The sequence below is a fragment of the Thermogemmatispora tikiterensis genome, assembly GCF_003268475.1.
Classification (GTDB): Bacteria; Chloroflexota; Ktedonobacteria; order Ktedonobacterales; family Ktedonobacteraceae; genus Thermogemmatispora; species Thermogemmatispora tikiterensis.
Window position 1 is genome coordinate 1,680,097 of record NZ_MCIF01000002.1, and the last position, 13,220, is coordinate 1,693,316.

The window sequence follows — 13,220 nt, forward strand, 5'->3', positions numbered from 1 at the left end:
CAGCTGGCTCATCACCGGCGAGCCAGCTCAGGCTGCTCCTTTCCTCACTTCTTCGTTGGCCCTGTGATCTCAGGCCGCTTGTCTACAGGCTTGAGCCAGGGCATCATCGCGCGCAGCTCGCTGCCGACCTGCTCGATCTGGTGCTGCGCGTTGGCGCGGCGCATGGCCTGGAAAGCCGGGCGCCCAGCCTGATTCTCCAGAATCCAGCGGGTCGCAAAGGTGCCATCCTGAATCTCGCGCAAGATCTTGCGCATCTCGTTACGCACTTGCTCATTAATGATGCGTGGACCAGAGACGTAGTCGCCGTACTCGGCAGTATCGCTGATCGAGTAGCGCATATAACTCATGCCGCCCTGGTACATCAGGTCAACGATTAGCTTCATCTCATGGAGGCACTCAAAATAGGCCACCTCGGGCTGATAGCCGGCCTCCACCAGCGTCTCGAAGCCGGCGCGGATCAGAGCCGTCACGCCGCCACAGAGCACAGCCTGCTCGCCAAAGAGATCGGTCTCAGTCTCCTCGGCGAAGGTCGTGCGCAATACGCCGGCACGTGTGCAGCCAACGGCGCGGGCATAAGCCAGCGTGAGGGCTTCGGCCTGGCCGGTAGCATCCTGATGGACGGCCCACAGGGCCGGTACGCCCACGCCTTCGGTGAAGAGGCGGCGCATCATATGCCCGGGGCTTTTGGGGGCAACCATCGCCACGTCAATATCGGCAGGTGGTACGATCTGCGAATAATGGATGCTGAAGCCGTGGGCGACCATCAGCATCTTGCCTGGGGCCAGGCCAGGACGAATATCGCGCTCAAAGACCTCGCGATGGTACTGATCGGGGATCAGCAGCATAATGATGTCGGCCTGCGCCGCCGCGTCAGCGGTCGCCATGACCTGCAGCCCATCGGCCTCGGCTTTCTCCCGACTCTTGCTGCCTGCCGGCAAGCCAATTACGACATTACAGCCATTGTCGCGCATGTTGAGAGCGTGGGCGTGGCCCTGGCTTCCATAGCCAATGACTGCCACACGCTTGCCCTGGATCAGCTCAAGATTGGCATCAGCATCGTAGTAGATATTCGCCATTGATTGCATCTCCTCCTATTCATCGCGCGCAATTGCCAGACAACCGCTACGCGCCAGTTCGCGAATGCCATAGGGCTGGAGCCGCTCCAGTAGCTGCTCCACCTGCTCACCCCTGCCGGTAACCTGCAATGTGAGCGTTTCAGGGGCCAGATCGACCGCCTGCGCGCCAAAGTGCTGGCCCAGTTCGATGATTTCGCGGCGGTTGGCCGTGGTACAGCTGACCTTGACCAGCGCTAGCTCACGTTCGATAGCCTGCCCCGCCGGGAAGAGGAGCACCTGACGAACGTCGACAATCTTGCGCAACTGTTCGCTGAGGTGCTCGACGCCGACCTCGGCATCATCGACGACCACGGTGACCCGGGCCACGCCGGCCTCCTCGCTCGGTCCGACGACGAGGGTACGCATGTTAGCACGTCGTCGGCGCAGTACGTTGACCACCCGATCAATAGCCCCTTGGCGATCGTCGACTAGCAGCACCAGGGTGTAGAGGCGCGCGCTTCCTGGGGGAATATCTGCCTGCCCAGCACGCGCTGAGATGACAGCCTGTTCCGTCATGTTCAATCCCATCCTTCCGTCTATCCTCACAACCTGCTGGTTATTCACTCTCGATAATCATATCGGTGATGGCGGCTCCAGGTGGCACCATCGGGTAGACGTTGGCCTCGGCTTCGATCGCGAAGTCGATAATGACCGTACCAGGCGTCTGCATAGCCTTTTGCACGGCGGCCTGGACCTCCTCGCGCCGCTCTACCCGCATACCGGTCAGGCCGTAGGCTTCGGCCAGCTTGACGTAATCCGGGCTGCTAATGGGAGTTTCAGAGTAGTTGCGCTGGTGGAAAAACTCCTGCCACTGGCGCACCATACCGAGGTAGCCGTTGTTCATGATGGCCACCTTGATCTCGACGCCCTCATCGCGGAGCGTCGCCAGCTCCTGGATATTCATCTGGAAGCCACCGTCGCCGGCCACCACCCAGACTGTGGCTTCGGGTCGCCCCATTTTGACCCCCATCGCCGCCGGCAGGGCGAAGCCCATCGTGCCAAGGCCGCCAGAGGTAATATGGCTGTTGGGGTGGGTCCACTTATAGAAGCGCGCCGTCCACATCTGGTGCTGGCCCACATCGCTGACCACGATCGCCTCTCCATCGGTGACCTCGTAGATGGCATCCAGGATATCGGTCGGTGTGGGATAGGGCACAGGACGGCTCAGGCGGCGAGCACGCTCCTGCTCCTCAGCCTCCCACTGGCGCAGCTCGCTGAGCCACTCGCGGTGATCGCCAGGCTCAACGGCCTCGGCCAGAGCCGCCAGGGCTGCCTTGGCATCGGCCAGAATGGGCACAATAGCCGGCTTGACCTTGTTCAGCTCCGACGGATCGATGTCGATATGGATGATTTGGGCCTGGGGAGCAAACTCGCTCACCTTGCCGGTCACACGATCGTCAAAGCGCAGGCCAACGCCGATGATCAGGTCGGTGACCCCAATCGCGCGGTTCACAAAGGCTGGCCCATGCATCCCTGGCATGCCCAGGAAGAGCGGATGATCGACAGGAAAGGCGCTTAGACCGAGCAGGGTGGTGATCACCGGAATGTTGGTCTTCTCGGCCAGGGCGCGCAGCTCGCTATAGGCATTTGAAAGGATGACGCCATGACCAGACATAATGACTGGGCGGCGGGCCTGAGCGATGAGGCGTGCGGCCTGCTGAATGGCCTCGGGGGCTGGTTGGGGCACGCGCGTCGCGCGGTAGAGTTCGATCGAGCGCACGGAAGCAGCGGGACGATAGACGGTCTTGGCGAACTGGACATCCTTGGGGACATCGATCAGCACGGGACCGGGGCGCCCGCTACGGGCGAGCTGGAACGCCTCATGCACCACATCAGCCAGCTCTTCGACACGCCTGACCAGGAAGTTGTGCTTGGTGATGGGCAGGGTCAGGCCAAGAACATCGGTCTCCTGGAAGGCATCGCGTCCGATGAAGGGACGACCCACCTGGCCCGTAATGGCGACCACCGGCGTTGAGTCCATGTAAGCGGTGGCCAGGCCGGTCACCAGATTGGTGGCGCCTGGACCACTGGTAGCCACGCAGACGCCCACCTTGCCGGTGGCACGCGCGTAGCCATCGGCGGCATGGGCGGCGGCCTGCTCATGACGCACCAGTACATGATGCAGCCGAGGATAGGCAGGAAGCGCGTCATAGAAAGGCATGATCGCACCACCCGGATAGCCATAGAGCAGCTCTACGCCCTCACGCACCAGGGCCTCGCAGAGAATATGACTACCTGCCAGCTCACGTGCCTCATCAGTGGCATGTGTACTGGCCCTACGGGCATCTCCTGACTCCTGAGTAACCGTCGCAGTTGTTGTCATACTACCTTCCTCCTTAACCTAGGGGCGTCCCTGCATAGCTCGCTAGACTCGATTCGACTTGTGATAGACGCTTGAGACCAGATAATGCAAGTGAGATCGCTGCGAAACGCCCTGCAAGCAATAAAAAACGAGGAACCGCCCTGCCGGGAGGCCCTCGTTAGGTTACCTGCGCTGGATCGGGTTGCTTCGTTGCTCCCGCTACTCTCCTCTCGGCGTGCCAGGCGTAAGGCCCGTGGTAAGCGTTACGAGGCTAAGGCTAAGGCCCGTAAGGCTTACCAACCCGCTAAGGGTAAGGCTAAGGCCAATAAGCAGCACAAGCCCTACAAGGAGGAGCGTGGAGGTAATCGCAATAGCTAGAGGAGCAATAAATAAAGAAATCGGCGTCAAGACGCCGATTTTCAGAATGAGGAGGTGACCAGCCATCATAGCAGCGGCCATAGCGGCGGCAGCCGTCATAGTCGCAGCATGCCCCATCTCGCCGCGCATAGCGCTAGCCGCAGAGCAACAGCCCATTGCGGACTGTTCAGCCCAGGACATTGCTTCGGCCCGCTGGTTGCCGGTGCGACACGCTGCTGACATGCTCACTGGCTCCTTCTCTCAGAGAATCTCACTGCCTTTGCGCACAGTATGCGTACTTCTTTCGCTCCGCGCGATTGCTCAGCTTAGAGGAGGGAAAGATACCCTCCGCGCGAAACAACCTTTTCAGTGTCTAGAGAGATCACTACTTGCTTGCAAGAGACGTTTCAGGGCTAGAGGCGAACCGTTGCCTCAAACCTGCTCTACTCGCTCTTCTCTACCGTCAGCCGGCTCTTATCTTGCTGCCGGGCCAGCCTGCAACAAAGAGAGAGCGTCAAGAGCATGTGCAGCGTCTCGGAGGTAATTGACTGCGGGCGCCGTTGCCAGGCTGTCGTGCGAACCCCGTACCTGCTCTTCTTCCCTTCTCTCCTGACCACCCTTTCGGAGCCACATCTTCGTAGCGGGTCCTGCTGTCTGAGAGGATACACCACTCGCAGGAGTTTGTCAACCCCTGAATCACTTTCTGCCCCTCTTGGTAGAAGCCAAGAGCGTCTTCAAAGGAGGTTGGAGGCTGGCCTGGAACCTCTTTTTTCCTGTTATGGGCAGCGACGAGAGAGGCCAGCAGCCAGGTGACAGACCAGCCTCCTCTTCTCCTGCGGTCCCCTGCAAAGAGATGACCAGGCACAAGAGTGGGTCAGGCCGGATAGGAACGAACGTAGAGATTAGCCAGTTGCCAGCGGTGGAGGCGGCTTTTTCCAACACTTCACCCAGCCAGTTCTGGAACGACCCAGCCCCTGCTGCTAGCTACTCCTCTGGCGTCGCGAGGCGGGCGCGATACAGATAGCTATAGCGCGCCCCCGCTCGCGACAGCTCGCTCTTCATCACGTCCAGGGTTTCTACTGTGTGCTCTGGCAGCGAAGCCGGCACACGGATCTCGTAGAGCAAGCGCTGCAAAGCCTGCTGCTCCTCACGGGAGAGCGGCCTCTTGAGGCGCGCGAGCGTTAAATGGGGCGAAAATGGTCGCTCCTCGGGCGGGAACCCTCGCGCCTGCAGTTCACGCATCAGCACTTGCTGCAAGGCTTGCATCCGTCCCGACGCATCCTCAAGACCCATCCAGACGACGCGCGGGGCCCGCGCGGACCCAAAAGTACCAAGCCCTGTTAGGCGATAGCTAAAAGGGGGCACCTGACGCGCCGCGGCTTCCCCGGCCTCAATTGCCTGGGCCAGTTGCTCATCGCTCAATTCCCCCAAAAAAGCCAGCGTCACATGCAACGAGACTGGTTCAACCCAGCGCGCCGCAGGCAAAAGATGCGTGCCACGCGCGATAGCTCGTTCTAGAAACTTCTGTAGCTCTGGACTCAGATCGAGAGCAAGAAAGGTGCGTGTCATTGCCGGAAATCGTTCCCCTCACGCGGCAAAGAGCATGGCATCCAGCTCCTCACCATCGATGGTCTCAACCTCGATCAAGCGCTCAGCGATAGCAATCAGCTTCTCACGCTTCTGGCGGAGAATCTCAAGGGCCGTCTGGTGAGCTTCCTCCACCAGGCGCGCGACCTCGGCATCGATGCGCGCCGCCATCTCGGGGCTAATCAGGGCAGCGCCATCTTCGCTCATCTTGAGGGCCACATTCCCCAGGGCGCTCATGCCGAACTCGCAGACCATGCGCCGGGCCAGCTCCGTCACATACTCGATATCCTGACTGGCCCCAGTCGTGATGTCGCCGAAAATCAACTCCTCAGCGGCACGTCCCCCCATAGCCCCGGCCATCTTCGCCAGCAGTTCAGAGCGCCGCAAGAGATAGCGGTCCTCCAGCGGGGCCTGGAGAGTAATACCCAGGGCCATACCACGGGCAATGGCTGTTACTTTGCGCACTGGGTCAGCGCCGGGCAGCGAGCGCATCACAATGGCGTGGCCTACCTCGTGATAGGCAATGATGGCTTTTTCGGCCTCTGTAATCACGCGGCTCTTACGCTCCGGCCCCGTCATTACCCGCAGAATCGCCTCCTCTAGCTCGGCATCGCCGATGGTTTCACGGTGTCGACGAGCCGCCAGTAGGGCAGCCTCATTGAGGAGATTGGCCAGGTCGGCCCCTGAGAACCCTGCCGTCTGGCGCGCAACGCGCTGCAGATCAACGTCCTCCGCCAGGGGCTTACCACGAGCATGCACTTCCAGAATTGCCAGACGCCCACGAATATCCGGCTTATCCAGGACTATCTGCCGATCGAAGCGGCCTGGGCGCAGGAGAGCAGGGTCGAGGACATCGGGCCGGTTGGTGGCGGCGATCACTACCACGCTGCTGTTCTTCTCGAAGCCGTCCATTTCGACGAGCAGCTGATTGAGCGTCTGCTCCCGTTCATCGTTCCCGCTGGCCGCCGAGGCGTGACGCTGGCGACCAACGGCGTCAATCTCATCAATGAAGATGATGCAGGGAGCATGAGCCCGGGCCTCACGGAAGAGATCCCGCACACGCGCAGCGCCAACGCCGACGAACATCTCGACAAACTCAGAGCCGCTGACGCTATAGAAAGGCACGCCCGCCTCACCGGCAACAGCCCGCGCCAGCAGCGTCTTGCCCGTGCCAGGCGCGCCCACGAGCAAGACTCCACGCGGTGTACGGGCGCCCATGACCCGGAAGCGCTCGGGCTGCTTGAGAAATTCGACGATCTCTTCTAGCTCGACTTTGGCCTCTTCAACGCCCGCAACATCTTTGAAGAGAATGGAGGGACGGCTCTCGTGAAAGCGCCGTGCACGCGAGCGGGCGAAAGGCAGGGCCGAGGCCCCAGGACCAACACGGCGCAGGAGGAAAAAGGCTCCTCCCACAACGAGAGCCACAAAGAAGAGATAGGCCAGCCCTTGCTCCCAGCTCGTATGCTGCCCATTATCGACAGTCACGGTGACTCCGTCCCGTCGCAAGAGGTCGGTGAGCGTCTGCCCCTCTTCCTTCAAGGCATGGTATTGCTGACCGCTCCGATCGCGCGCGTAGACATCGCTACCACTGATCAGGGCACTCCGGAGGAGGTGATGGTCAGCCATGTCGAGCAAAGCGCTGATCGGCACTTCGTGCGTGGTTGCTCCACCGAAGGGACTGCGCACAACGCGCACACTCAGCAAGACAAAGAGCGTTGCTCCTACTAAGATAAGTGGTAGAAGCAAACGCAGCCACGGGTTCTTCTTCCAGAAAGTCCTCAAAGAGAAGCGCCGCTTGTTTTTCGACGATGATTCGTGCTTGTGCTCAGGAGACCTATCCATGCATCCTTCAAATCCTTAATTACAACATCTACCTCCAGAGCGGGTTATGTTGCCCCAGAGTATATCAAAGTAGCTCTCAGTGTTTTAGATCGGTTCAAATATGTGATTACTATAGCCTGCTACAGCCCGGTTTAGCAAGACTGTAGCTGATTGTACCAGGGGAAGGCCAGCCACCACGGATCTGGCCTGATCGGGCCAGGCCTATTTTCCCGGCCACCCAGCCTCCGGCACGGCGCGAGAGGTTCTTTCTGATGGGACTGGAAATCGCTCCCGGCCCGTGTCATAATGATTCTGTTCCTGGGTCGGAGGCACCAACGACGCTGAAGATGCCGAAGACAGCAGCGTGCCACACTACTCAGTGTGTCTGAGCAGCTCGACGAACGACTCGCGGGAGATGGAACGGAAAGGAAAGATCCTATGTCATCCAGGAAGCGCGAAGAAGCAGAAGAAGCAACTGCAGCGCTGCCACTGCTGGTAAAGACGCTCCAAGAGGTCGCCGATGAGGCTTTGGAGATCGGCTCCAAGCGCCAACCCTTCAGCGCAGAGAGCCGCCAGAAGAGGCCTCGCATCCGCGACGCACACGTGGTTCACAGCGTCTGTCCCTATTGCGCTGTGGGCTGCGGCCTCAATGTCTATGTGAAAGATGGCCAGGTGCTCGATATTGAAGGGAACCCAGATAGTCCTATCAACCACGGGACGCTCTGCCCCAAAGGGGCAGCTACCTTCCAGTACACCGTGAATCCTAGCCGCCTGACGCGCGTGCTCTATCGTGCCCCCTACAGCGATCACTGGGAGGAGAAGTCCCTTGATTGGGCGATGGAGCAGATCGCGCTGCGCGTTAAGCAGACGCGCGATGCGACCTTTGTTGAGCGTCTCCCCGATGGGCGGGAGGTCAATCATACTCTGGCCATTGCCTCGCTGGGCGGTGCCACGCTCGATGTAGAAGAGAACTATTTGATGAAGAAACTCTTCACGGGCGCTCTGGGTATCGTCTCCATCGAGAACCAGGCCCGTATATGACACAGCTCCACAGTGCCCGGTCTGGGCACCACATTTGGGCGTGGCGGGGCCACGACCTTCCCACAAGATCTTGTCAATAGCGACTGCATTTTGATCATGGGCAGCAACATGGCGGAAGCCCATCCGGTGGCCTTCGCTAATGTTGTCAAGGCGAAAGAGCGCGGCGCCAAGGTCATCCACATCGATCCGCATTTCTCACGTACGTCCGCGCTCGCCAACCTTTATGTGCCCATTCGCGCAGGGAGCGATATCGTCTTCCTGGGGGCTATTATTCGCTACCTGCTGGAGCAGAAGGCTTTCTTCCAGGAATATGTACTGCATTACACGAATATTGCGACCCTGATCCGTGAGGATTTTCGCGATGCCGAGGACCTCGATGGGGTCTTCTCTGGCTATGATCCCGAGACCGGCACCTACGACCCGACAAGCTGGGACTACGAACGCGACGCCGATGGCCGTCCGCTGAGCGATCCGACGCTGGAGCATCCGCGCTGCGTTTACCAGATCATGCGTCGCCACTATGCGCGCTATACTCCTGAGCTGGTCGAGCAGGTCTGTGGAGTGCCACGCGCGCTCTGGCAGCAAGTGGTCGATACCTTGATCGCCAATTCAGGGCGCGAGCGCACGAGCGCCATCTGCTACGCCGTGGGCTGGACGCAGCAATCGAAAGGCGTGCAGATTATCCGTACGGCGGCCATGCTTCAGCTGCTGCTGGGCAATATCGGGCGTCCTGGCGGTGGGGTCATGGCCCTGCGCGGCCATGCCTCGATCCAGGGGTCAACCGACGTGCCGACTCTCTACGATCTGCTCTCTGGCTATATGCCACAACCTGCGGCGCTGCTCGCTCCTGGACCGGGAACCAGGCGCCCGCGGTCCGAGGAGGTGCAGGCACCGGTTGCCGGCGAGGAGATGAGGCCGGTTGGTCCTTCGCAGCAGACGCTGGCCGAATATATCGCCGCGGTCGGGCAGAAAACGGGTTGGTGGGCCAATCTACCAGCCTATATCCGCAGCCTGTTGAAAGCCTGGTACGGCTCCTATGCCGACGAGGAAGAGGGGGAGCGCAGCTACCGCTTCCTGCCCAAGATCATCGGTGACCATTCTCATCTGGCCACGAGCTACGAGATGCTCGATGGAAAGGTGCGCGGTTACTTCCTCTTCGGTCAGAATCCCGCCGCCGGGAGCACGAACGCCCGCATGCAGCGTAAGGCGCTGGCTCAGCTTGACTGGCTGGTGGTCCGCGATCTCTACGAGGTCGAGTCGGCGGCTTTCTGGTACCGTGGGCCAGAGGGCGAGGTGGTTGAGCCCAGGCAGATCAAGACCGAGGTTTTCCTGTTACCTGCCGCTGCCTCCACGGAGAAAGAGGGTTCTTTTACGAATACGCAGCGCCTGCTGCAGTGGCGAGATAAGGCTGTTGATCCCCCTGGCGATGCGCGCTCCGATCTGTGGTTTGTTTACCATCTGGGCAAACGCCTGAAGGCGCTCTACGCCGATAGTCCCCACGAGCGCGATCTGCCTATCAAGGCCCTGACCTGGGACTACGAGCGCGAGACGCCCGAGCCTGGCTCACGTATTCTCGATGAGCCAGATGCCTTGCTGGTGCTGAAGGAGATCAACGGCTATTATGCGCGTACCCCCGACGGGAAGGAGCATAGTCTGCGCGAGGCTCCCCATGTGCCTGATTTCACGGTTCTGAAGGCTGATGGGAGTACGGCCTGTGGCTCCTGGATCTATAGCGGAGTATACCCAGAGCCGGGGCGAAACCGCGCAGCTTCCCGCGATCCTTCCGGCTATACCTTCCCCAATTGGGGCTTTGCCTGGCCGGCTAACCGTCGTATCCTCTACAACCGGGCCTCGGCTGATCCCCAGGGTCGCCCCTGGTCGGAGCGCAAAAAGTATATCTGGTGGGACGAGGAGCGCAGACAGTGGACAGGCTACGATGTCCCCGACTTCCCGCTGCGCAAGCCACCAGACTATACGCCGCCGCCGGGCGCTACCGGGATCGATGCCCACTCTGGCAGCGACCCCTTCATCATGAAGCCTGACGGCAAGGGCTGGCTTTTTGCACCGACTGGCCTCAAGGATGGCCCGCTTCCGACGCACTATGAGGCGGCAGAGGCGCCGATCACCAACCCGCTCTACCATCGTCAGAGCAATCCTGCGGCTCGCTACTACCGCGACCGACCCGACAACCGACTGGCGGCGGTCGGCGACGAGCGCTATCCGATCGTGGCTACTACTTACCGCTTGACGGAGCATCACCTGAGCGGGCCGATGACGCGCTGGCTGCCCTGGCTGAACGCCCTCCAGCCGGCTCTCTTTGTGGAGATCAGCCCAGAGCTGGCCGCAGAACGCCAGATTCGCCACGGCGACCAGGTGATTATCAGCACTCCCCGCGGCGAGATCCAGGCCCGTGCCCTGGTGACGCGCCGTCTGCGTCCGCTGCGTCTCAATGGGCGCATTGTCCATCAGATCGGGTTGCCTTTCCATTGGGGCTTCCAGGGCAAGGCCACTGGTAGCATCACGAACGATCTGACGCACATGGTGCTTGAACCCAACGTCAGCATTGAGGAGGCGAAAGCCTTCCTGTGCGATGTGCGTCCAGCGCGAGGCAGAAGCTAAGCGCTCGCAGAGCGGCACGGCATGCCGGCCTCAGTGACTAGTGTGGGCAGACCGACGGCGAACTTTCCCAAAGCCAGTGGTCTGCCTCTGCGCCAGATGCTGCCGCCGCTCTGGCACGTTGGCAACAAAGGAGAAAAGATCATGGCGGTTGAAGCAGCGAGACCCCTGCCTGGAGTGCTCAAGCAGCTGCGCACCCTGCTGGAGCCGCTGCGCAAGGAGGAACCGCTGCCCCCACAGACAGCGGTGGGCTTCTTCACCGATACCAGCCTGTGTATCGGCTGCAAAGCCTGTGAAATTGCCTGTAAGCAGTGGAACCAGCTTCCTGCTCGTGAACCGGTCTGGGCAGGTACCAGCTATGATAATACGCGCGAGCTGAACGCCATCAATTGGCGTCACGTGCTCTTTATTGAACGCATCGGGCGTCACGAGGAGGGCGACCATGATGGACGCGGCGCTGAGGAAACGGCTGCAGCCCCCACAGAGTTGCCTTTCTTCAATCCCGATCGCTGGCTGATGCTGAGCGACGTTTGCAAGCATTGCGCCAACGCTCCCTGCCTCGAAGCCTGTCCGACCGGGGCGATTATTCGCACCGAATTCGATACTGTCTATGTGCAGCAGGACGTCTGCAATGGATGCGGCTATTGCGTGGTCGCCTGTCCTTTTGGTGTGATTGCCCGCGATGCCTTGGGGGGAACCGCGCGCAAGTGCACGCTGTGCTACGATCGTCTGAAGGATGGTCTGGAGCCGGCCTGCGCCAAGGTCTGCCCGACGGACTCGATCGTCTTCGGCCCGGTCGATCAGCTACGCCAACAGGCTCAGGCTCGCCTGGCCCAGCTGCATGAGCGCGGCCTGCGTGAGGCCCGTCTCTATGGCGCCGACGATACCATTTTGGAAGGCGGCCTTCACGCTTTCTTCCTGCTGCTCGATGAGCCTGCTGTCTACAATCTGCCCGAAGACCCGTCTCGTCCCAGTAAGCATGTCCTGCCCGCTTCTTTCTGGACAGCACTGATGGCGTTAGTGCTGGGTCTGTTCGGAATCTTCTCGTTTAGGAGGCGATGATGAGCGATGCGGTTAGAGAGGCATAGCTTTTCCACCTGGCTTGCGACAGGCCAGGCACTAGCGCAACGGCTCGGGCAGATCTCTAGCGGCAATGGCTGGATGGAGCGCCTGGCTGCACTTAGTACAGGGTATCATCCTGACCCTGAGCGCGAGCAGCAAGAGCCAACATATTACGACTATCCCGCCCTTAAAGAGCCAGTCTGGCGCTGGGAAATCGTCTGGTACTTTTTCTTGGGGGGGCTGGCCGCTGGCTGTTATTTCATTGCCAGCCTGGCGGCGCTCTTTGGCAACGCCGAGGATCGAGCCACGCGGCGCACTGGCTACTATCTCTCGTTGCTGGCTCTGCTCCCGTGCCCGTTGCTGCTGATCAAGGATCTCGGACGTCCTGAGCGCTTTTTGAATATGCTGCGTATGTTTAAGGTGCGCTCACCCATGTCGATGGGCGTCTGGTGCCTGGTGAGCTTCTCTTTCTTCAGCGGGCTGAGCGCCCTGATTCAGGCCGCGCGGGACCAGTGGCTGGGTCGCTGGTGGGGAGCGCGTTGGCTGGCTCGCCTGCCTCAGCGCCTGCTGGCTCTCCCAGGCATGGTTCTCGCGCTATTCCTGGGAGGCTACACGGGGGTTCTCCTGGCTACCACTAGCATCCCGCTCTGGTCGCGCAGCAAGATGCTCGGCGCAGTTTTCATCTCGTCAGCCATCTCTACCAGTTCGGCGCTGATTGCTCTCGTGTTACGCCTCAGTGCTGCACCTGCCGCTGCTCTGCACAAACTGGAGCGTCTGGAGTGGGGTGCGCTCCTGAGCGAGCTGCTCGCTCTCTTGGCTTTCCTGCGCGGCTCTGGACGGGCCGCCCGCGCCCTGGTGGGTAGCGGACCTGCGGAGCACGGACCTCGCTTCTGGCGCCTTGTGGCTATCGGTGGCCTGCTGCTGCCCTGGCTACTCCAGACACGGCTGCTGCTGACACGCCGCGCTCATGGAGAGGCAGCCACGGCAGGAGCAGCAACCCAACAGTCAGAGCGCAGTCGTGTGCGCTTCGGCGGCCTGTTGCTCTCGCTCCTTGTCCTGATCGGCGGCTATTTTCTGCGCCGCACGATCATTGAGGCCGGCCATAGCTCCAGCCGCGATGCCCGTACCACGCTCTGGCATGCCCGCGCTGCTCGTTAACCAACCACTAGACCCTGTCTTTCCCTGTCTGGTCAGCTGACCTCTCCATGCCCGGCCAGGTGCGCCGAGGGGAGAAACTGGCCAGGCAGGAGAGGATCTCTCTCGCGGGCCACCCCCTATCTTGCCCGGCCTGCCAGCGATCTCCAACCCTGAGCCAAGCC

The 13,220-nt window shown here is 60.8% G+C and carries 9 protein-coding genes; 3 read left to right on the forward strand and 6 right to left on the reverse strand.

The window, feature by feature from the left end:
• Window positions 1-44: 44 nt before the first annotated feature.
• From ilvC to ftsH, 6 genes are all read right to left on the reverse strand, one after another.
• Complete coding sequence (ilvC, locus tag A4R35_RS06790) at window positions 45-1,076, reverse strand: ketol-acid reductoisomerase (protein WP_112427765.1); 1,032 nt, start codon at window positions 1,074-1,076, stop codon at window positions 45-47.
• A 15-nt stretch (window positions 1,077-1,091) separates the two neighbouring features.
• On the reverse strand, window positions 1,092-1,631 hold the full coding sequence (gene ilvN / locus A4R35_RS06795) for an acetolactate synthase small subunit (protein ID WP_189361426.1): 540 nt from the start codon (window positions 1,629-1,631) through the stop codon (window positions 1,092-1,094).
• A gap of 40 nt (window positions 1,632-1,671) precedes the next feature.
• The gene (gene ilvB / locus A4R35_RS06800) at window positions 1,672-3,438 is read right to left on the reverse strand and encodes a biosynthetic-type acetolactate synthase large subunit (RefSeq protein WP_112427769.1); all 1,767 of its coding nucleotides are present in this window, start codon (window positions 3,436-3,438) and stop codon (window positions 1,672-1,674) included.
• A gap of 198 nt (window positions 3,439-3,636) precedes the next feature.
• Window positions 3,637-4,017 (reverse strand): hypothetical protein, encoded by a 381-nt coding sequence (locus A4R35_RS06805; protein ID WP_112427771.1) that lies wholly within the window; start codon window positions 4,015-4,017, stop codon window positions 3,637-3,639.
• 741 nt (window positions 4,018-4,758) lie between these two features.
• On the reverse strand, window positions 4,759-5,343 hold the full coding sequence (gene thpR / locus A4R35_RS06810) for an RNA 2',3'-cyclic phosphodiesterase (protein ID WP_112427773.1): 585 nt from the start codon (window positions 5,341-5,343) through the stop codon (window positions 4,759-4,761).
• An 18-nt stretch (window positions 5,344-5,361) separates the two neighbouring features.
• Window positions 5,362-7,203: an ATP-dependent zinc metalloprotease FtsH gene (ftsH, locus tag A4R35_RS06815; protein ID WP_317615967.1), complete on the reverse strand. Its 1,842-nt coding sequence runs from the start codon at window positions 7,201-7,203 to the stop codon at window positions 5,362-5,364.
• A 507-nt stretch (window positions 7,204-7,710) separates the two neighbouring features.
• Here ftsH and A4R35_RS06820 point away from each other — a divergent pair.
• The 3 genes from A4R35_RS06820 to nrfD all read left to right on the forward strand — a co-directional run bounded on the left by A4R35_RS06820 (window position 7,711) and on the right by nrfD (window position 13,059).
• Window positions 7,711-10,842 (forward strand): molybdopterin-dependent oxidoreductase, encoded by a 3,132-nt coding sequence (locus A4R35_RS06820; RefSeq protein ID WP_399358695.1) that lies wholly within the window; start codon window positions 7,711-7,713, stop codon window positions 10,840-10,842.
• 141 nt (window positions 10,843-10,983) lie between these two features.
• The gene (locus A4R35_RS06825) at window positions 10,984-11,901 is read left to right on the forward strand and encodes a 4Fe-4S dicluster domain-containing protein (protein WP_112434062.1); all 918 of its coding nucleotides are present in this window, start codon (window positions 10,984-10,986) and stop codon (window positions 11,899-11,901) included.
• Window positions 11,902-11,907: 6 nt separating this feature from the next.
• Window positions 11,908-13,059, forward strand: a complete 1,152-nt coding sequence (nrfD, locus tag A4R35_RS06830; RefSeq protein WP_112427777.1) for an NrfD/PsrC family molybdoenzyme membrane anchor subunit — start codon at window positions 11,908-11,910, stop codon at window positions 13,057-13,059.
• The last annotated feature ends 161 nt before the right edge of the window (window positions 13,060-13,220 follow it).

Bases quoted from the DNA above. Each gene is read 5' to 3' on its own strand.
- ilvC (WP_112427765.1), bottom strand. From the start codon at position 1,076: ATGGCGAATATCTACTACGATGCTGATGCCAATCTTGAGCTGATCCAG.
- ilvN (WP_189361426.1), bottom strand. From the start codon at position 1,631: ATGACGGAACAGGCTGTCATCTCAGCGCGTGCTGGGCAGGCAGATATT.
- ilvB (WP_112427769.1), bottom strand. From the start codon at position 3,438: ATGACAACAACTGCGACGGTTACTCAGGAGTCAGGAGATGCCCGTAGG.
- A4R35_RS06805 (WP_112427771.1), bottom strand. From the start codon at position 4,017: ATGTCAGCAGCGTGTCGCACCGGCAACCAGCGGGCCGAAGCAATGTCC.
- thpR (WP_112427773.1), bottom strand. From the start codon at position 5,343: ATGACACGCACCTTTCTTGCTCTCGATCTGAGTCCAGAGCTACAGAAG.
- ftsH (WP_317615967.1), bottom strand. From the start codon at position 7,203: ATGGATAGGTCTCCTGAGCACAAGCACGAATCATCGTCGAAAAACAAG.
- A4R35_RS06825 (WP_112434062.1), top strand. From the start codon at position 10,984: ATGGCGGTTGAAGCAGCGAGACCCCTGCCTGGAGTGCTCAAGCAGCTG.
- nrfD (WP_112427777.1), top strand. From the start codon at position 11,908: ATGCGGTTAGAGAGGCATAGCTTTTCCACCTGGCTTGCGACAGGCCAG.